Origin of the sequence: Microbacterium resistens, from assembly GCF_021172025.1 — a bacterium.
GTDB lineage: Bacteria > Actinomycetota > Actinomycetes > Actinomycetales > Microbacteriaceae > Microbacterium > Microbacterium resistens.
The window spans coordinates 1,057,619-1,076,054 of the sequence record NZ_CP082781.1; the positions used below are offsets into that span (position 1 = coordinate 1,057,619).

Consider the following 18,436-nt stretch of genomic DNA (forward strand, 5'->3'; position numbering starts at 1 on the left):
GGTCAGAGTTGCCAGGTGCGTCGCCCGTGTCCGTGCGGGTTGTCTCGGTGGTGCCGCTTCTTCGCTGTCCGGGCAACCGTCTCCTCGGAAGGGATGTACGTTTGCCAGTGTCTCGACAGCTCGTCCTGCCACGCGCTCGTGTGGGCCGGTGGTGGTTGCGCGCCGCCCTCGTTCTCCCATCGGGCTTCTGCGCTGCGATCGGCACTGGATGTTGTGGTGTTCATGTTCGGACGTTACGCCCCGAACATGTGGGCGTTCCCAGGTGGCTCCACCTGTCGGTTCCGGCGCCGCCCGGCCACGACTCGGGAACGGTTTTGTCGTGCGGCTCAGATGGTGAGGTGTGCGCGTTGTTCGAGGAGCGGGCAGGTGAACACGTCGCGTTCTCCGAGCCCGACGCGGTTGATGTAGCGGACCACAATGGCATAGGAGGCGAAGAGCCCGACCTGGGTGTAGGGCACATCGTGCGCGCGGCAATAGCGTTCGACGATCGGCGCCGCGCTGCGGAGGTGCGGCCGCGGCATCGACGGGAAGAGGTGGTGTTCGATCTGGTAGTTGAGTCCGCCCATGGCGACGTCGAGGAATCGATTGCCGCGGATGTTTCGACTCATCATCACTTGCCTGTGCAGGAAGTCGAGCCGCAAGTCTCGGGGCACGATGGGCATTCCTTTGTGGTTCGGTGCGAAGGCGACTCCCATGTAGAACCCGAAGACTCCCAGTTGGACGGCGAGGAACGCGACGGCGATCCCGGGCGACAGCACGAGGAAGACGAGGGCCACGTATCCGATCATTCGGATACCGAGAAAGGCGGCCTCAGCCCAACGTCGTTCCAACCGGCCTCGCGCGAAGACACGCCTGGCGCTGGACGCGTGGAGCGATATTCCCTCGAGTAGCAAGATCGGGAAGAAGAAGACACCTTGGTGCGCTCGAAGCCAGCGCACCATGTGGTTGCGGTTCTTCGATGAGGCCTCGGCGGTCACGGCGATCACGGGAAGCTCGATGTCGGGGTCGGACCCGAGCTTGTTCGGGTTCGCGTGATGTCGGGTGTGCTTGTTCTGCCACCACCCATAACTCATCCCGATCAGCAGGTCACCGAGGATCAGGCTGACCCAGTCGTTCCATTTCCCTGATGCGAAGATCTGCCGGTGAGCCGCGTCGTGTCCGAGGAACGCGATCTGCGTGAGCACGATTCCGAGGGTCGCGGCGACGAGAAGCTGCCACCAGCTCTCCCCGATCCAGACGAACACGGCGAGACACGCGCCCAACAAGACTGGCGCGACGATCAACTTCGTCCAGTAATACCCGTAGCGGCGGCGCAGGAAACCGCCCGCGCGGATCTCCTGCGCGAGTTCCGTGAAGGCGCTGGTGCCGCGCACGGCCCTGTCGCGCGGGCCGGTCCGGATCGTCGTGCGTATCTCACCCATGATGACCTCATTCCCGGGGACGCGAGTCAGCGATCCGCACCGCCCTCTTCGACCCAGTCTTCGATTCGTTGATCGTCGTCGACGATCGGTACGGCGACTTCCCAGGTGAAGGACACCGCATCGGCCAGTTCCTGCACCGACGCCACCCGCACCTGCTCACGCTGCGAAGCATCCTGGAATCGCCGTGCCGCCATCTCGCGGCGAGCAAGAATCGCCGCGCTGATGGACGCCACTCTCTCCGCAAGCGCTGCGGCGAGACCATCACGTAGCTCTTCGAGATTGGTGTTAGCGATCTCCAACCGTCGATCCGCGACGCGGAGCTCGACAGCGGGATACCCGCGCGACGAAAGGAACGCACGCATCAGTTCCCCGTGGATCGCCGCCTCCTCCTCACGATCCACTTTGCGGGAGAACACCGCCTCGACGGTATAGCGGTCCGGGGCGTCCTCCGTCATCAGCGTCCCTGGAAGCGAGCCGGCGAGGACGACGGTCAGGCCGAGCAGTTCAGAGCTTTGCCCTTCGATCTTCACTTTTGCGTTCATCTCCTGACGGTACGCCCCCTCCCTGGGACCGCATACAGGTGACCACCTGCATCATCGCTCACTCGGCCACGGCGGCCGGCTGGCAATCGGATTCGGCTTCATGGACCGCGCAGCCCGCGGGGCGGAGACGAATGCCAGCGCGGCGCGGAACAGATCGTCGAGGATCCGGAACGTGGCCGTCCCCACACCGAACCCAACCCACGTCACCTCATACGCCCCTTTTCCACGCTGCTCGACATACGCGACGAGATAGCGGGGGTCGCCCTCGCTCCAAGACTCGTCACAGAGCCTCCACGAATGGGCGGAAGACCGAAGCAACGCAAGGCGCGGGGCGGGCCAAGACGACATCACGGGACCTCCGTCCGTTGGCGAAGATGCGCACGCCGTTGTCCGCAACAAGGCCCAGCATGCTCATGGGACGGGCCTCACGACAGGGGCTTGACAACAACTCTGACGCTCCCCGCCCCAACACGACCGCTAGGCCACTTCATGGAGGACTCCCACCGGGACCACGAACGTCCCCGTTGACGACAGCCACGGCGAGAGCCCTCATCCTGCAACGAGCCACCGCTAACGCACTCCCCCAGAGCACGCCGGTAACCCACTCCGGACGCTACGCCTGTTGTCTCACCATTACTAGCCCCGAGCATGAGATCGCTCGTTTCGGCCCTTCACGCTCGGAACCGGCGTAGCGTGACCCTCATGTGGACAGTACTCGTGATCTTGCTCATCGCATGGGTGGTGCTGTCAGTCATCGGATTCGTTTTCGAGGGTCTGCTTTGGCTCGGCATCATCGGGATCGTGCTCTTCATCGGCACGGTCATCTTCGGGATCCTCCGGCAACGCGCGAACCGCGCAAAAGCCTGACCCCACCCACCGCGCGAACCGGCCCGGTATCGACACGGAACACCCCACCCCCGAGGGATGGGAAACAGGAAGCAGGACCATCATGACCGTAGGCGACAGCATCAAACGCGCCGCACAAGGAACGAAGAACGTCACCGACAAAGTCGTCGACGCAGTCGAATCAAAAATCGGCGACGTCACAGACACCATCCATGACGCGGCCCACGACGCCAGCGACAGAATCCACAAAGCAACCGGACGCGAGCCGAAGGAAAAGTAGACGTGCCCGAACAAACGAAATCCGCCCCACCCTCCCGAAGGAGAGTGGGGCGGTTCGCTCAGATCGGGAGGTCTCTGTCAGTCATCCATCGTTGCGAGATAGGTCGCCGCGAAGTGCTGGATCACCGACTCCGCATCCATGCCTGCCGCGACTGAGAGCTGATCGACCATCTGGGCGGCGTAGCGTGCCAGCGCGAACGCGATTGCCTCGGCCGACACCTCGTCGGGCAGATCCGCCACTGTCGCACGGAAGTCACGCTCGGCACGTTCGGCGGTCTCGCTGCCGGGCATGGATCTCGAGTGTTCCAGGGCACTCGTGAGCAGTGCTGGCACCCGCAGGTTGACCTGTCGCGCGAGACGTTCGGCTTCCGTCATGCGGGCGAGCTTAGTCGTCGGAAGATCCGTTCATGTAGTCGCTGGCGGCCCGGTCCTGGTTCGCCCCGTTCATGCCTGGGAGACCGCGAGGGATGCGGAAGTGCCCGCCTCCCCGGCCGTCCGGTGTAAAGCTCCCGTCCTCGCCAGCGGGTATCGCCTCGGCGGTAACGATAGGCGCCTCGCCCACGGTGGTCGTGTTGCCGCCGCCGTTGACGAAGGCGCGCCACTGGCGTCGGGTCATCGGGGTGGTGGTGCCGTCGATCAATGTGTAGGCGGTGGCGCCGGCGGGCGCGGATCCTGCGCCGAGCTTCTTCAGCCACTCGTCGACGGCCGGGATCGCCATCACACGAGAGATCGCAGCGCTGATGGCAGCGAGAGCGGCTATCGCTCCCGAGATCCACGCCACCGCGGGGCCCGGGAGGACGTCCTGGATGGCGGTGAGGATCTGCGGTGCGACCAGGACGGTGGTGGCGAGGATCGCGGCGCCGGCGACGAGCACCTGCACCGCGGTTCGGATGGCCCGCTGTAGCGGGAACCAGATGTTGCTCATGGGGTCTCCTGGGAAGGTGTGGGGAGGCAGACGATTGCCTGCGCCCGGTGGAAGGTGCCGAACTCTTCGTCGGCGATGGAGAGCCAGACCGTGGTGGCGGTCCAGCCGTCGGGACAGGTAGGTCCGGGCGCCCCGTCGAGTCCCGGAGCGCCGGGCTCTCCCTGGGGCCCCTGTGGCCCCTGGGGTCCTGCGGGCCCCTGGGCTCCGCTGGGACCGGGCTCGCCTCGCGGGCCGGGAGGTCCGGGCTGCCCTGTAGGTCCCGGCGCTCCGTCCTTGCCAGGGACGCCCGGAGCGCCAGCCGGACCTTGCGCACCGGCGGGACCGGGGACGCCATCGGCGCCGGGGCGCCCCGGGAGTCCATCGACTCCGGCCGCGCCCGGCGCGCCGTTGACGCCGTCAACTCCCGCAGCGCCGGGAGCGCCGGGGTCGCCCTTCGGACCGGGGTCCCCTGGGGCGCCCTTCTCCCCTCGCGGTCCCTGCGGGCCGGGGGCACCGGGCGCGCCGGGTTCGCCCTTGACGACCTCGGCGGGTTCCTCAGCGGCGGGGTTGTCGCCGGTGCGGTGCACGTACTCGTCGTACAGCGACTGGTACTCGGCCCAGATCGCATCACGCTGTCGGGTCGTGTCGATCGCCCACCAGGCGACGGATCCCATCGCGAGAACGACGACCGTGAGAACGACGATCAGCCAGCGGCGAGCGGAACGCGCCTGACGGCGGTCCCACTCCGCCACCGCGGCCGTGGTGTCCGAGATGTTGTCGGTCATGACTTCAGTCCCTCCGGGTACGGCGGGGGCGGTGGCTTCTTCCCGTCTGTGATGTGCTGGCGGAGCACGTGGATGTAGTCGTCCTTCGCACGGCCGACCCTCTCCCCCTGCTCGACACGCTCAGTGAGACCGTCGACGCGCTCGGAGAGACGCTCGATCTCGGCGTGCAGCGACGTAACGAGCGTCTTCGTCGCGTCACCCTTCGACGGCAGCTTGCCGAGAAGCTGGGTGACCGCCGCGCCGAGGACGATCCCACCGGCACCGATCAGGGCCAGCAGGATGTCCTGCGGCATGGCGGCTCCTCAGGGGTCAGGCGGCAGTCTTGGTCTTCGCGATGAGCTCGTCGAGGGACTTCGCGAGCCCGTCGGTGCGGACCTGGACGCCCTGGACGGCGGCGAGGGCCTCGTCCTCCTTCGACCAAAGCCGACCCCGGCCGAAGTTCCCCTCGAGGTCGAAGGCACGGCCCGCCATGACGAGGTCGAACGCGTACCAGGGGATCCCGAAGGTGCGCTGGATCCGGTTCAGGCCGTCGTTGCCGACCTCGACGAACATCGTCCGCTGCCCGTTCTCGGTGCCCATGCGGGACTCACGGTTCAGCAGCCATCCGGCCTGCCGCGCCTGCTCGACGTCGGTCTCGTGCTCCAGGAAGCGCGGACCCACGGTGAAGACGTGCAGCCCGTTCCAGCGGGCGGTGATCATGCTCATGACGGTGTCCTCCTCGGGCACGTGGACGGTCGCGGGCGCGGCCGAGAGTCGGTCGGTGATGAACGGGACGGAGTCGATCTGGTCGCCGTCGACGACGACCTCGAGGTGCAGGTGGACACCGGTCGCGGTGCCGGTCATCCCCATCACGCCGAGCGGCTGCCCGGCCGTGACGTGGTCGCCGACGCCGACGCTGCGGGAGTCGAGATGCAAGGACCGGGACACGCCCCACGCGTGCTGGATCCACACCTGCGTGCCACCGCCGGACCATCCGGCTGGGGTGCCTGCGACGATGACCTCGCCGTCGTCGATCGCACGGACCGTGTCGAAGCCGACGAAGTCGGTTCCGTAATGCCAGGCGGGCGTCCCCCAGACCGGGTGGATCCCGCGGTAGCCGAAGTCGTCCGAGACAGTCGGGCGATCCGTCGATCCGTTGGGCCAGAGCATGCGTGCTCCTCTCATGACGAAGCCCCGCACAGGGCGGGGCGAGCAGATCGTTCGGTGGGAGCGGTTATCCCCAGAGGGGGCGGTACCGGTACGCGAGGATCCCTTGCCGGAACCCGAACGTGTCCTGCGTCGTGGTGTAGGTGTCGATCAGTGCCTGGCTGTCCTCGTTGGGCCAGAGGGCGTGGAGGATGTCGACGTGCGCCTGAATCCGGATCGTGCCGCTCCCGGGCCAGTACGGGTACAGGCTCGGGTACCGGGTCCAGTGCGCCACGGTTTCCCAGACGCCCTTGAACGTTGACCCGTCCGACGTCACATAGTCGTAGAGCCATTCCCCGTTGAACCGGGCGATCTCTGCCGTCTGCGCCATGGCGCTGAGCAGGAAGTTGCAGTAGTGCAGCCCGTTGGCCTCGCGCAGGATCTCCCGGACGGGAACGTTGCCCTTGATGTCGCTCTCGAAGATCTCCCGCCAGCGAGCGATCCCCTTGTCGAACATGGCCCGGTCGTTGAGGAACGCGCCCGCTGCGACTTCGAGGAGGCACCCCCACATGGCGCGGTTCTCGGTCTGGACGTACGCGGTGCTCATGTCCATGTGCGCGCGCGTGAACGTCTCCATCGTGCTCTTCAGCTCCGGCGTGTACGCGGCGGATCCTTCGATGAGCTGCGCGGCCTGCATGAACAGGGTCCACTTGTACGACCAGGTGAGGCGCGACTCTCCGAGGTTCACGAACGTCTGGATCGTCGTCCACGGTTCGATGATTCGAACAACAGCTGCCGCGTCCGCCTCGTCTCCGAGCATCCGATACCGGATGCCCAGATCCACGGCGGTGATCCCGTCGTCACGCATGATGACCGTCAACGCGTTGTTCGCGACGGGGTCGTCGTAGTAGTTCGGGATGTTGAACGGGTCGATCGGCCCCTTCGGGGTGTACGTGTTGTCGATCTCCAGGATGCCGTTCCACTTCTGCGTCATCCGGTTGTCGAGCTGATCGTTCGCGATCATGTCCGCGAGCGTCGCGAGCCGGTCCCGGTTGAACAGGTGCATCGACGTGGCGAACTTCTCCGGCTGCGAGATCGTGCGGATACGTTCCGGCGTCAGGAGGCTCACGACAACCGCTCCAACCTGGCGCTGAGGATGAAGATCGCAGCCGCGAACGTGTCGGAGGTCGAGTTTCCCGTGCGCTGCACCTCGATGCTGATCTCGTCCATGTCCGTCACGTCCAACGACCCGGACACCACATGCGACGACACGGAGTCGATCGGTCCGACAACTAGGGTGTTCGTGCTGACGCCGAACGTCCGCACGGGAGCTCCAGACTTGTAGGCGACACCGGCACGCGCGAGACGCAGGTTGCCGCTCCCCGAAACAGCAGGGATGTAGAAGATCCGGACAGCCGCGGTGTTCCAGCCCTGGGGGATCTTCACGGTCCCCGCGAGACGGTTCTGCGCACCCTGCGGACAGTTCCACCCGTAGAACCCGGGGATGCCGTTCACGACCGTGTACTGCGCCGATTCCCCGTTACGCAGCGTCAACGGGATCGACACAGACGGCGCAACGACCGCCGTCTGGATCGCGGCACGCATCGCACTCGACGGGTCCAAGATCGCCGCCACGACCTCCGCGATCGTCGTCACAGCCGGATCCGCCCACACGTCATCTGACGTCATCGCCAGGCCAGGGTCCACCGGCCCGATGAACAGGTTCGTCGCACCAGGAACACGCGCCGGGTACGCCGTGCCATCCCAGACGCGCTTCACCGGGTAGTCCCCGTTCAGCGCAGCCTTCGTAGCCGAATCGACCGCCAGAACATACGCCGCCACCGCCGCGTCGTTCTCGATCGCGTTCGTCCCCGGCAGACCCCGCGGCACCTTGAAGTGCGCGTGCTTCACCTCCGTGGTGCCCGACATGATCACCTCAGCCGGGGCATCCGCCGGCACGGACTCCGCCGACGCCGACGACAGCGTGCCCGGGACACCCTGCTCACCCTTCGCGCCCCGAGGGATACCGAAGTGCACATGCACGTCCGTGGTGCCCGACATCGACGCGGTCGCCGAAGCCTCCGGCGGCAGCGTCGCGACCGAGATCGAACTGATCGTCCCCCGGTCGCCCTTGTCGCCCTTCGGCCCACGGATGTTGTCAACGAGTTCCCAAGCCATCTCAGCTCCAAACCTTCACGTCACCCGTGGTCGGGTGAATCCAATAGATTCCGGATCGGTCGACCGGTGGCCGGGCCGTGTCGTACCAGACACGGGTCATCACGCCAGGCATCGTCGCGACCGGCCCGCCACCGATCTGCGCGGTGAAATCCCACTGAGCCCACCCCTTCGGGTCCGGGTCATCAGCGGACTCCAGCCACTCGCAGCGCAGCGTGTACCTGGTCGGCGGGACCAGATCGACCGACGCCGTCAGATCGACCGAGAACGAACCACTCGACGAGACCGGCACCGGGATACGCTTCGCCGCGGCCGGCCCAGAAGGCGACATCGCGTCCTGCTGCGGAGCAACCCACAACCGAGGAACCGCGTTCGGAAACGGAGCCTCCCCGAAATCGGTGAGCTTCCCCGTATACGTGTAGACGGCCATCAGTGCCTCCAAACGACGAACGCCCCTCGCGGGGCGTCAGATATGTTGATGCGCATGAGCGCAGACGTGTACGGGCAGGACCTCTCACCCGAGGCTCTGTACGACCCGACAGTGATGTCGTTGCCAGAGACTTTCGAGTGCCCCAAATGCAGCGCCCGCTCACGGCATCTGCGAGTGCCGCTAGCCGTGCTCGTCCACCACGAGTACGGGCGGTCTCACGATCCATTCGTAGACGACGTCCCATACGGCTTCGAAGGCAACTGGCTGAGCGGCCCTCCAAGCACCTATGAGCAGTGGACGGCTTCGGTCTGTCTTGGATGCGGCAAGTCGTCCGTCTGGCGTGGGCAGAAGCTGATCTACCCGGCACCACCCCAGAAACTGAATCCCCATCCCGACCTCAGCACGGAAGCCTCTTCTCTGTTCAAGGAGGCCACCGCAGTGCGACCTCACTCGCCTCGCGCGGCGGCGGCCCTCGCGCGGGCAGCGATGGAGGCTCAGCTGAAGGCGCTCTTTCCCAGTACACGTGCCGCCAACCTGCAAGATCGTCTAGGAGAGCTACGACAGCACGTACGGCCGGGACTCTGGAAGCTGCTCACCACCCTTCGCGTCGTCGGGAACGACGCGCTCCATGGCAGTGATGGTTCCGTAGCGATCGACCTCACCGGGGCCGATGCGGACGTCATTGATGCACTACTCGGAGCAATCAATCTGCTGGTGGACGAGATGGTTACGCAAGCCCGCGAGACGGATGCGCTGTACCTCAAGATCCCGGAGTCCAAGCGAGAGGCCGCAGAGCGGGCGGCGGACCTCTTCACGCCACGGGAAGGACCCACTCCGCCGGCAGCATGACCCGCCCGGCCGACGTGTCGACGAGCACGGCGGGACCATCCGTGTATGCGACGAGCATGCCTCGCCACTCCGCGTCGGTCAGCCGAGGATTCCTCACCGCCACGACCTCGCCCACACGATCTGAAACGTCCATCGCTCCCGCCCACCTCTCTGGCGCCCTCGCCGCCGTTCGCGATATCGTCAGGGCACGAAGAAGCCCCCGCCGGTGGACAGACCGACGAGGGCAACGACCCAGAATGGACCTGGATCATGCCCAAGCGTACAAGCGCCGCCACCATCGCAGTAGCGGCCGTTCTCCTGCTCACCCTGGCCGGGTGCGCCGGGACCCCGGAGAGCCCCGCATCCGAGCCCACAGCACCCGCCGCGGCCACGTCCGCTCCCCCAGCGGAGACACCGACGCCGACCGATGCTCCGACCGGACCGGTCGAAGTCACCGCGGCACCGTCCCCCGAGTCCACGTGGACGCTGCGCGACCAGGTCATCGCTGACATCCACGCCTCGCTGGTCGGACAGGGCTACAACGTGACAACCGAGCAGGTAGTCCAGGCCGCCGACTACACGTGCGAGCAGCTTGCCGCGGGTGTGGACAAGTCAGAGATCGTGCCCTTCACTGGCGACTTCCCTGCCGACAGGGTCGAGGGGATAATCAACAGCTTCGAGCGGGTCTACTGCGCGCCCTAGATCTGCTGCGGCAGCTTCGACCGCGGGTTCACCGGCACACCGTCGACGTGTACCTCGAAGTGAAGGTGCGCACCGAACGATTGTCCCGTGTTGCCGACGGGGCCGAGGATCTGCCCTCGGTTGACTACCTGGCCGACGCTGACGAGCGGCGCCGTGTCCATGTGCGCGTAGAGCGTCTTGAGGTTCGGGCTGCCGCCGTGGTCGATGATCACGCAGTTGCCGTACCCGCCGTTGTCGCCGGCCAGGATCACGGTGCCGGCAGCTGCGGCAGGGATCGGAGATCCCGTGGTCACCCCTCCGGTTCCGAAGTCGATGCCCTGGTGGAACGCTGAGCCGCTTTCTCCCGGTTCGCGAGGACCGAACTCGTCGGTGACGGTGTTCGGAGGGAACGGCCACATCAACAGGCTTCCGTGAGGACCGCCCGTGTTCGACTGCACCTCATAGAGCTGCTTGCTCGTCGGGTCGATGCCGAGCCAGGAGAGGCCGACTCCCGACCCATCGACCGGCGCACCTCGGACGGTGATGCCGGAGTTGGAGAGCGCGATGCTCTTGTCGGCCCCGTACTGAAGGGAGACGAGGTTCGGTCCGACGTAGGCGCGGTTGTTGCCCTGGATGATCCGGGCGCCACCGTTGGGATCGGCCTGCACCTTCGCCCCGCCGGGGAAACTGATCGAACCGCCTTCGGTCGGGTCGATGATCATGTTCCCGATGCGCAGCTTCCCGTTGTCGAGCACCTCGACGTCGCCACGGATCTTGCCTGCGCCGACCATCTCCCAGAGGCCGTTCCAGGTGAGCTTCCCGGTTCCGAGGACGTCACCCTCGATGGTGCCGTTGCCGATCAGGTTCCACAGGCCCCGCCAGTCCAGCTTCCCGGTGCCGACGGTGTCGCCGCTGATCGTTCCCGGACCTTCGAGGGTCCACGGGCCGACCCACCGGAAGTCGCCCTCGCCGACCAGCTGGCCGATGACCTGGAGTGTGCCGCCGGAGTCGATCAGCAGCAGCCCGCCGATGAACCGCATGCGCCCGTTCGTGATCGAGCTGTTCTCCAACATCGCGCCGGAGTAAAGCCGGTCCACACGGCGGACGAGACGCTCGATCCACCCCCATGCGTCGTTCAGGTCACGCGCCACCTTGCACCTCCACGTTGATCTGGTTCGAGAACGACCCCGAAGCGGCGATGACCCGCAACGGGTGACGACCGTTCGGGAAGACGCGGTGACCAGACGATTCGAGCGTCCACCCGCGCGCGACCGTGGCGTGGCCGGCGGGGTACTCGTCCGAGGCGGTGAACGTCCTGACCGTCCACTGTGCTTGCACGTCCCGGTTCGCGGCCACCCACGCGTTCGTCGCGGCCTGCAGTCGGTCGCCGTCGAGGTCGGGAAAGTCTCGCTTCGCGTCCCGGATCGGGATCAGGTACGGGCCGCCGCCCGCCCACCGGACGGGCTGGTCCTGACCGGTGCCGGATCCGATGCCCTGGCCACCGGTGATCTGTGATGCGCCGGACTCCTTGTAGCGGACACCGCCGAGCGGTGAGTCTGCGGCCTGCAGGTGGAAGTAGCTCATGCCGACCGACACCGCGGCGGCGACGTGCACCTGGAACCGGAGCTGCCTGGTGCCGGTGAGATAGGGGCGGAACAGGACCTCGTAGCCCTCGTCCTCGACCTGCTTCAACAGGTCCGCGATCGTGAGCTTCTTCCAGAACTCCCACACCGCCGAGAACGACCCGGCACTGTCCGCGGGGAGATCGATCGGGTACGCCCACTCCGGCGACCACTGCATGAACCGGGCGAGGATGGCCCGCACCGCGCCCGAGTGGGACCGGTTGGAGATGGTGAGGGTGCCCTGGTCGTAGATGGAAACGCCGTACGTCAACCGCCAGTTGGCCTCATTGCGGATCTCCACCCCGGTCACGGTGACCGTGGACGTGTCCTCGTCGAAGTCCCAGTCCTCGACCTTCCACGCCCCGACGACCGAGGCCGCGCCCCAACGGAGGGACAGCAACGTCGAGTTCGGCGCGAACAGCCGGCGGATCTCGGCGAGCGTGAGCCCATCATCCGTGTCCTCTACCGCGAACACGAACGTGCACGTGCCGGTGCCGCTGACGTTCATCGACCACTGCGTACCGCCCTCCGTCGCCTTCGCGGTGACCTGCTCGCGTTCGTCCCCGGTGATCGCGTCATGTGTCCAGAGGGTCAACATGCGCGCCTCCTCACACGTCGGTGTCGGTGATCCGCACCCGCCCCGGAACGGACAAGGTGTGCTTCATCGGCTCGCGCGGCGGCACCGCCCAGAGGTCGCCACGTCCGACGCCGGGCATCTCCGTCCCGTTGCGGCGCACCCGGCCATTGCGAAGGTCCACGGTGTGGGTGCCGCCCGCGGTCGCACCGGACACGGTGAACGTTCCGGCCGAGGAGGTGATGGTGTAGCCGGCGGGGGCGTTCGGGATCTCCACCACCGGGAAGGCGGGGAAGTTCCCATATGAGAACACGTCGACCACCGTCGCCGTCGCGGAGGGGCTCGGCGGGGCCAGCCGGTCCCCTGGGAGCACCGCGGTGTCGCCGTACTTCCGGGGATCCGCGAACACCAGCTGCACCTGGAACTCCGCACGCAGGTACCGTCCGAAGCGGATCCCCTTGTCGTCGCACTCGGCGAGGATCCTCCGCCCGTATGCCCTCCGAAGGTTGCCCTGGTGCTCGATGGTGACGGTCATCCGCGGACCTGTCGCGCCGATGCCGGCGACGGAGTCGGACAGCTTCCCCAGCTCGAACTCTGACGGGGCGATCACCCACCCGTCGATCGTGACCACCCTCGACGGGAGGAACACGGGCACGTCGAACTCGCCGTGCTGCACGGCGCGCGCGAGCGCCTCGCGACGCCCGGCAGGGAGTCCCTGCCATCCCTGGAACCCGTCTTTGCGGACGAACAGCCCATACGGGCGGGACATGTCCCGGGGGTGGCCGAGGATCTCCCGCCCATCAACATGGATCTGGAGCATCAGCCACCCCCGTTCTCATACCCGTGCCCGTCGAGCCAACGACGACAGCCGCTGCCCCGTCGCCTCCACCGCCTCCTCAGGAGGCATATGAGCGAAGTGGTTGTTTTGCGTGATCCTGGCCCCTGCGGCCGGCACGGATCCCGAACCGCCGGAGACGTCGGGCCCGGGACCTGCACCGTTGCCGGGGAAACCCGGGAACGGCGGGTCTCCCCCGTCGTCGAAGCCAGACACGAACTGATCCCACGTCGCCTGACCCGACCGGCGAAGCGCCGTCCACCCGGAGCCCGCGAGCGGTCCTCGCTTCGCGGGCGAGTGCGGGAAGAACCCGGTCAGCCAGTCGAGCGCACCCGACACGGCATCACCGATCGGGCCGAGCATCTCCTCGATACCGTCGAGGAACCCCTGCATCAGGGACCGGCCGGAGTCGACCAGCCACCCGCTGAGATCCCCCACCGCGTCGACCGCCCGCTGCGGGAGCCCCTGCAGCCATGCGATCGCACCGTCGACACCGGCCCCCACGATTGCGGGGATCTGGCCGAACCAGTCCAGGAAGCCGGACAACAGTTCCCCGCCCCACGCGATGACATCCCCCAGCGGGCCCGAGAGGTTCAGCAGCCGGTCCTTGAACTCTTCAAGGGAGGCATCCCCGGAGATGAGGTCGAACAGCGCCCCGAGCATGTTGGTCGCATCGAGACTGCCCTGCGCCCACCACGCCACGAGCGGAGCGATGGCTCCGACGAGGTCAAGCACGGCGGGCAACGCGTCCGCGAACGACTCCAGAAGATCCGGGAGCAGCGGAAGCAGGTCCTTGGCAATCTCGGTCAGATCAGGCAGTACATCCGCGAATGCCTGTGCGAGCGCGGGCCCCTGCTCCTCGGCGAGTTGACCGATGACCGGAAGGAGATCATCACCGACGATCCCGGCGAGCTGCTCAGCGACCGGTAGGAACCCGTCACCGATCTTCGCTTGAATGTCCTCCCAGGATGCCGCGTTGACTCGGTTCTTGTTCGCGAGCTCATCCTGCGTGTTCGCGAAGTCCCCCGCGACGTCGGACGTCGCCTCGAGGAGCTTCCCGTACCGGGCTTGAACCTTCTCAGCCTCGGTGAGCTCGCCGGTACCGTCGCCGATACCGTTCGCGAGCGCGTATGCCTCCACGGCCGCCGCGGATAGGTCAATGCCGTACTTCCGCAACGGCTCCGTCTCGCCTGCAAGACCGGACTGGAAGAGCCCGAGCGCGTCGGACACGTCCAGGTTGAACACCGACGCGAAATCGGTCCCACGGCCGATCAGGTCTTCCAGCGTCCCAACGACGTCACCACCGGATCCCGCGATCGTCTTCACGAACGCTGAGAACTGAGTCGCGTACCCGTTCAGGTCGTTCTTGCTGAGACCGAACGCCTTCGCGCTGTTCTCGCCGAGTTTCAGGACCGCGTCGGCCGCGTCACCATAGGACACCTCGACAGCGTTCACGGACTCGTTCAGATCCGATGCGATATCGATCGTCCCAAGGACGAAGTCTTTCGCCTCACGGAACGCGTCGGCGGCGATGCTTCCGATCCCGAGAGCAGCGAACGCGGCGATCAGCGGGCCGGCGAAGGACTTCACCCCTCCGATCACCGAGGACCGGAACCCGTTGACGCCCTTGCTACCCGCCTCAGTGAGCTCGTCCCCGGCCCGGTCTGCGGCACGCGCCAGTTCGCCCTGTGCGCGCTTCAGATCGTCCGTCGCGGACTCGGTCTGCTTGTGGTCGCGTTCGAGGTCCCTGGACGCCTTCGCGAGCCGCTCCTGAGCACGGATGACCTGCGACGAGTCCTGCGCGTACTTCTTGTTCGCCTCGTTGAGCTGCGCCTGCGCGACCCGGACCTTCCCGATCGCGTCCTGTTCCTTCAACCGCGCGGTCGACAGGGCACGGGACGCCTTCGCGACATCCGCCTCGAGCTGCTTCGTGACCTTGTCCGAGGCGCCCTTCGCGGATCCCTCGAACGCGGCTTTGAAGCCCTGCCCCGCGGCCTTGCCGGAGTCGGATCCGGTCTTCGAGAAGATGCGCCGGAAGCCCTGCCCGGCGGACGTCGCGGCACCCTCCGCCTCCGCGTTCGTCTTCTTCCGGAAGCCCTGGAAGGTAGGGACGACGGCGACCTCGGCGACAGCGACCTGGGATGCCATGCAGACACCCCCTATCGATCTCGGAGTGCGCTCCGCTTCATGAGCTGCTTCGTGAGCTCTTCCCGCTGCTCAGCGGACACGTCCTCGTTCGTGGTCTCGTCCGCCCACGGCCGCGGGAACCGGAACGGCTCAGGTGCGGCCTTGACGTCGCGGTGCACGTTCGCGAACCACTCCGCGAGCGTGATCTGCGCGATCTCGGCGTGCGACCCGACCCGCAAGAACCCACGCAGGTCGGCGAACAGGTGCGACCCGGTCTCCCGCAACAGCTCCTCGATCAGATCCGCCGCGCGCAGGTAGCGCAGTCGGCGGGTGCCGAGATCGTCGAGGTCGAGACCAAGCCTCTGCAGGTCGAACCGGATTGGCTTGCGGTGCTCCTCTACGAATCGGAGGAGCCCAAGGATTCCCCCAGCGGCATGTCCATCGCCTTCTGGAACTCGAGGAACATCGCCCGCTGGACTCGCCGGCGCTCGATCACGCCCATGGCCGCGTAGGCCTCCTGGAAGTTCGCGCCGAACGTGCGCGCCATGATCTCGAACTGCTCCTCTTCGGAGCGGTCCTCCTCATCCGCGCCCATCGCGAGCTTCAACAGATCAGGCGGGAAGTCGAGATCGATGGTGAGCTTGAAGCCCGCCTTCGTCGTGTAGTGCAGCACGTCCTCCACGACCGTGTAGGTCAGCGGGGACGTCTCGGCCGTCTTCGGTGCGCTCGGCTTCCGGGCGGGCGTCTTGCGCGCGGTGGGCTTCTTCGTGGTCGTAGCAACCATGTCGGACTCCTTCGTGGGTGATGTGGGTGCGTGGGTCAGGGGTAGCGGGGCGCCGGTCCACCCACGAGGAGCCGGCGCCCCGCCGTCTGTCACTCGGCGGGGAGAACCCACTCGCCGAAGTGGTCGTTGTTCACCAGCGGCGACCGGTTCACCTTGAAGGTGATCGCGTCGCCGAGGACCTCGCCGCGCGTGTTCCGGTCCTCCGCGACCGTGTCGACCTGCGTGTTCGGGGCGACGCGACGGCGGATCATCCCGTTCTTGAAGATCTCCTCCGAGAACAGGACGTACTGGGTCGCGTGACCGCCACCGTCGAACGTGATGTACCCGTTCGCGTCCGGGGTCTTGCCGGACTTGATCTCCCGCACCCACGGGTTCTGCTCCGCGGCGGTCGCAGCGACCTGCACATTCGACAGGCCCGACGGGATCGAGTACCCGTCCTGCCAGAACTCGAGCGCGTCGCCGGTCTTCTCGTAGGTCCATCCGGGCCCGCCGTCGGTCTTCAGCAGACCGAGCTTCTTGAACGCGGCCGCGAGCACGAGAGCGGGGTCTGCGCCCTCGACCGGGGTCGGGAACACCGTCCCGAACGGTGCCAGCGCGACGAATCCCGTGACGGGGACGCCGACCAGCGTGATGTCATTCCCAGCGGCGTCAGCCATCAGGGGTTCCTCCTTGCACGAGGAAGACCCCCGTGCACGTCGCGCGAGGGCCTTCGGAATGGGGTGTGGGTGGTCAGAGAGCCGAGCCGACCACGGTCAGCTCGAACGTCAGATAGCGGCACGCGAGAGGCTGAGTGCCGCCCTCGACCGGGATCGGGCCCGACGAGGACTGCACTGCGGCGACCGGGTTCCCCGGCTCCACGCGTGCACTGTCGTCGATCAGGGCCCGCACGATCCGGGCCAGGTCGTTCGCGTCCTTCGGGAGCGCCTTCGTGCCCGCGTAGACGGTGACCCCGAGCGCGGCGTCGTCGGTGATGATCTCGCCCGACGAGGACCCGTCGTACCGGATCACGACGAGCCGCTTCGGCCACGCCGCGTTCGGGTCCGGGTGCTTGTTGTCGACCTTCACGTCCCGGCACACCGGCTCCGGCCGGGCCTGAAGCTGAGCGCGCAGCCACGTCGTGAAGAACAGCTCCAGGTCCGCGTGGATCACGGCGGTCATCGGCGTCTCGCGTTCTTCTTCACCGCGCGCGCCAGGTTCCCGGTCTTCGCCTCCACGATGAGCGCCTTGTCGTCGTCCGAGTAGACGAGTCCGACCGCGCGCTCTTGGTACTTCATGCCGGTCTTGATGGAGTTCCGGTACTCCTTCGTCGCGCCGACCGGGGCGTCCGCGCGGGCCGTGCGGGCGATGTCCTCGGTCGCAGCCATCACGGCGCCCGCGATGCCTGAGCTGCGGGCGAGCTCGTTCATCGACGGGTTGTCCCACTTGAGAGCCATGATCAGCCCTCCTTCATGTCGAGCGGGATCTCGACCACCGGCTGCCACCCGGTGAACGGGTTCGTGTCGGCCGCGGGGCGCACGTTGACGTAGAACACCTCGGAGCCTCGACGGATCCGGTCGCCGGGGAGCACGTCGACGTCCGGGTCGTTGCAGTAGAGCGACTTCTCCGTGAGGATCTGCGACCGTGTCGCGTCCAGAGGCGCCGTGGACGACGAGGACGCGATGAACACCTGGTCGATGGTGAGCGTGTCCAGCGGGTCGTCCCACGACCCCGGCACCTGTGTACCGGGGTCGTAGGGATCCTCGACCGGTCGGCGACGCTCGCGCACCACCGTCTCGCCGAAGGGGAACTCCATCAGCAGTCACCCTCCTCAGGCGGGATCATCTCCACACGGCGAAGACGGTTCCCGAACCGGATTGCGTCCGGCGCCGGCATCCGCACACTGCGGACGTTCCCGAGTCCCACGATCGCGTCGAGGTCGTCGAGCTGCTCCGGGAGGAACCACTTCAGCAGGTGGGCGCGGGCGTTGTAGCGGACGTTCGCAGGCCCGATGGTCTGCGAGTCCACCATGACCTTGGGCTGACCGAGCTTGTGCACGATCGCGTCGGCGCATGCCGAGACGAACGCAGGCTCGTTCTCCGTGGTCATCCGGTCCCCGTACCGCGCGTTCAGACGCAGCGCGAGGACCGGAAGCCACGCCTCAGCCCTGGTCGTCTGCGCCGCCGTCAGCGTCGGCAGGAACGGATCCAGCTTCTGCATCGTTAGCGTCAGCATCGCCGTCCTCCTCCGCGCTCGCAGCGGCCTCGATGACCGACACGATGTCGGCCTTCTTCTTCGCGCCGCCGAGGTCGATGCCGTGTTCCTCGGCGTATGCCCTGAGCTCGTCGACCTTCAGCTTCGAGATGTCCACCGTCTCCTGCTCAGCAGGGGCGGGCGATCCTGGGACCACCCACCCCTGCGAGATGTAGGAGTCGGCGACGTTGTCCGGCACGGTGACCTGACGGCCCTTGCCGGGGTGCTTCAGCGTGATGCTCATGCTCG

At 66.8% G+C, this 18,436-nt stretch carries 27 protein-coding genes; 4 read left to right on the forward strand and 23 right to left on the reverse strand.

The window, feature by feature from the left end; genetic code table 11:
• Nucleotides 1-326: 326 nt before the first annotated feature.
• Complete coding sequence (locus K8F61_RS05045; RefSeq protein ID WP_231820893.1) at nt 327-1,421, reverse strand: fatty acid desaturase family protein; 1,095 nt, start codon at nt 1,419-1,421, stop codon at nt 327-329.
• Between the two features lie 26 nt (nt 1,422-1,447).
• Complete coding sequence (locus K8F61_RS05050; RefSeq protein WP_231820894.1) at nt 1,448-1,963, reverse strand: hypothetical protein; 516 nt, start codon at nt 1,961-1,963, stop codon at nt 1,448-1,450.
• A 717-nt stretch (nt 1,964-2,680) separates the two neighbouring features.
• On the opposite strand from K8F61_RS05050, the gene K8F61_RS05055 reads away from it, so the two are divergent.
• Together K8F61_RS05055 and K8F61_RS05060 are read left to right on the forward strand one after the other, a co-directional pair.
• A complete protein-coding gene (locus K8F61_RS05055) occupies nt 2,681-2,830 on the forward strand; it encodes a hypothetical protein (RefSeq protein ID WP_231821600.1) in 150 nt (49 codons plus the stop codon).
• Nucleotides 2,831-2,912: 82 nt separating this feature from the next.
• Nucleotides 2,913-3,089 carry a hypothetical protein gene (locus tag K8F61_RS05060; RefSeq protein WP_231820895.1) on the forward strand — a complete coding sequence of 59 codons (177 nt, stop codon included), beginning with the start codon at nt 2,913-2,915 and terminating at the stop codon, nt 3,087-3,089.
• A gap of 77 nt (nt 3,090-3,166) precedes the next feature.
• Here K8F61_RS05060 and K8F61_RS05065 read toward each other — a convergent pair whose 3' ends face one another.
• The 8 genes from K8F61_RS05065 to K8F61_RS05100 all read right to left on the reverse strand — a co-directional run bounded on the left by K8F61_RS05065 (nt 3,167) and on the right by K8F61_RS05100 (nt 8,507).
• A complete protein-coding gene (locus tag K8F61_RS05065; protein ID WP_231820896.1) occupies nt 3,167-3,463 on the reverse strand; it encodes a hypothetical protein in 297 nt (98 codons plus the stop codon).
• 10 nt (nt 3,464-3,473) lie between these two features.
• The gene (locus K8F61_RS05070; RefSeq protein ID WP_231820897.1) at nt 3,474-4,013 is read right to left on the reverse strand and encodes a hypothetical protein; all 540 of its coding nucleotides are present in this window, start codon (nt 4,011-4,013) and stop codon (nt 3,474-3,476) included.
• Entirely contained in the window at nt 4,010-4,777 is a 768-nt protein-coding gene (locus K8F61_RS19030) for a collagen-like domain-containing protein (protein WP_269456634.1), read from the reverse strand. The genes K8F61_RS05070 and K8F61_RS19030 overlap by 4 nt, the downstream gene beginning before the upstream one ends.
• Nucleotides 4,774-5,070 (reverse strand): hypothetical protein, encoded by a 297-nt coding sequence (locus K8F61_RS05080; protein ID WP_231820898.1) that lies wholly within the window; start codon nt 5,068-5,070, stop codon nt 4,774-4,776. The genes K8F61_RS19030 and K8F61_RS05080 overlap by 4 nt, the downstream gene beginning before the upstream one ends.
• 16 nt (nt 5,071-5,086) lie before the next feature.
• Nucleotides 5,087-5,926 carry a M23 family metallopeptidase gene (locus tag K8F61_RS05085; protein WP_231820899.1) on the reverse strand — a complete coding sequence of 280 codons (840 nt, stop codon included), beginning with the start codon at nt 5,924-5,926 and terminating at the stop codon, nt 5,087-5,089.
• Between the two features lie 64 nt (nt 5,927-5,990).
• Nucleotides 5,991-7,031, reverse strand: coding sequence for an alginate lyase family protein (locus tag K8F61_RS05090; protein ID WP_231820900.1), 1,041 nt, complete (start codon nt 7,029-7,031; stop codon nt 5,991-5,993).
• Nucleotides 7,028-8,080: a hypothetical protein gene (locus tag K8F61_RS05095; protein ID WP_231820901.1), complete on the reverse strand. Its 1,053-nt coding sequence runs from the start codon at nt 8,078-8,080 to the stop codon at nt 7,028-7,030. The genes K8F61_RS05090 and K8F61_RS05095 overlap by 4 nt, the downstream gene beginning before the upstream one ends.
• A gap of 1 nt (nt 8,081) precedes the next feature.
• A complete protein-coding gene (locus K8F61_RS05100) occupies nt 8,082-8,507 on the reverse strand; it encodes a hypothetical protein (protein ID WP_231820902.1) in 426 nt (141 codons plus the stop codon).
• Nucleotides 8,508-8,561: 54 nt separating this feature from the next.
• Here K8F61_RS05100 and K8F61_RS05105 point away from each other — a divergent pair, with 54 nt between their 5' ends.
• A complete protein-coding gene (locus tag K8F61_RS05105; protein WP_231820903.1) occupies nt 8,562-9,356 on the forward strand; it encodes a DUF4145 domain-containing protein in 795 nt (264 codons plus the stop codon).
• Here K8F61_RS05105 and K8F61_RS05110 read toward each other — a convergent pair.
• On the reverse strand, nt 9,319-9,489 hold the full coding sequence (locus tag K8F61_RS05110) for a hypothetical protein (RefSeq protein WP_231820904.1): 171 nt from the start codon (nt 9,487-9,489) through the stop codon (nt 9,319-9,321). The two genes, K8F61_RS05105 and K8F61_RS05110, sit on opposite strands and share 38 nt — an antisense overlap.
• Before the next feature lie 116 nt (nt 9,490-9,605).
• On the opposite strand from K8F61_RS05110, the gene K8F61_RS05115 reads away from it, so the two are divergent.
• The gene (locus K8F61_RS05115; protein WP_231820905.1) at nt 9,606-10,037 is read left to right on the forward strand and encodes a hypothetical protein; all 432 of its coding nucleotides are present in this window, start codon (nt 9,606-9,608) and stop codon (nt 10,035-10,037) included.
• Here K8F61_RS05115 and K8F61_RS05120 read toward each other — a convergent pair.
• The 12 genes from K8F61_RS05120 to K8F61_RS05175 all read right to left on the reverse strand — a co-directional run bounded on the left by K8F61_RS05120 (nt 10,034) and on the right by K8F61_RS05175 (nt 18,431).
• Nucleotides 10,034-11,167: a M23 family metallopeptidase gene (locus K8F61_RS05120; protein WP_231820906.1), complete on the reverse strand. Its 1,134-nt coding sequence runs from the start codon at nt 11,165-11,167 to the stop codon at nt 10,034-10,036. The two genes, K8F61_RS05115 and K8F61_RS05120, sit on opposite strands and share 4 nt — an antisense overlap.
• Entirely contained in the window at nt 11,157-12,236 is a 1,080-nt protein-coding gene (locus K8F61_RS05125; protein WP_231820907.1) for a hypothetical protein, read from the reverse strand. Before K8F61_RS05125 ends, K8F61_RS05120 begins: the two co-directional genes overlap by 11 nt.
• A gap of 10 nt (nt 12,237-12,246) precedes the next feature.
• Nucleotides 12,247-12,981, reverse strand: coding sequence for a hypothetical protein (locus tag K8F61_RS05130; RefSeq protein WP_231820908.1), 735 nt, complete (start codon nt 12,979-12,981; stop codon nt 12,247-12,249).
• Between the two features lie 66 nt (nt 12,982-13,047).
• Complete coding sequence (locus K8F61_RS05135; RefSeq protein WP_231820909.1) at nt 13,048-15,195, reverse strand: phage tail protein; 2,148 nt, start codon at nt 15,193-15,195, stop codon at nt 13,048-13,050.
• Nucleotides 15,196-15,206: 11 nt separating this feature from the next.
• Entirely contained in the window at nt 15,207-15,458 is a 252-nt protein-coding gene (locus K8F61_RS05140; RefSeq protein WP_231820910.1) for a hypothetical protein, read from the reverse strand.
• 113 nt (nt 15,459-15,571) lie between these two features.
• Nucleotides 15,572-15,958, reverse strand: coding sequence for a hypothetical protein (locus K8F61_RS05145; RefSeq protein ID WP_231820911.1), 387 nt, complete (start codon nt 15,956-15,958; stop codon nt 15,572-15,574).
• 89 nt (nt 15,959-16,047) lie between these two features.
• The gene (locus K8F61_RS05150) at nt 16,048-16,614 is read right to left on the reverse strand and encodes a phage tail tube protein (RefSeq protein ID WP_231820912.1); all 567 of its coding nucleotides are present in this window, start codon (nt 16,612-16,614) and stop codon (nt 16,048-16,050) included.
• A 73-nt stretch (nt 16,615-16,687) separates the two neighbouring features.
• Nucleotides 16,688-17,116: a hypothetical protein gene (locus tag K8F61_RS05155; RefSeq protein WP_231820913.1), complete on the reverse strand. Its 429-nt coding sequence runs from the start codon at nt 17,114-17,116 to the stop codon at nt 16,688-16,690.
• Nucleotides 17,113-17,391, reverse strand: a complete 279-nt coding sequence (locus tag K8F61_RS05160; RefSeq protein WP_231820914.1) for a hypothetical protein — start codon at nt 17,389-17,391, stop codon at nt 17,113-17,115. Before K8F61_RS05160 ends, K8F61_RS05155 begins: the two co-directional genes overlap by 4 nt.
• Nucleotides 17,392-17,393: 2 nt before the next feature.
• Complete coding sequence (locus K8F61_RS05165) at nt 17,394-17,750, reverse strand: hypothetical protein (protein ID WP_231820915.1); 357 nt, start codon at nt 17,748-17,750, stop codon at nt 17,394-17,396.
• Complete coding sequence (locus tag K8F61_RS05170) at nt 17,750-18,169, reverse strand: hypothetical protein (RefSeq protein WP_231820916.1); 420 nt, start codon at nt 18,167-18,169, stop codon at nt 17,750-17,752. Before K8F61_RS05170 ends, K8F61_RS05165 begins: the two co-directional genes overlap by 1 nt.
• Complete coding sequence (locus K8F61_RS05175) at nt 18,096-18,431, reverse strand: Rho termination factor N-terminal domain-containing protein (protein ID WP_231820917.1); 336 nt, start codon at nt 18,429-18,431, stop codon at nt 18,096-18,098. The genes K8F61_RS05170 and K8F61_RS05175 overlap by 74 nt, the downstream gene beginning before the upstream one ends.
• Nucleotides 18,432-18,436: the final 5 nt, after the last annotated feature.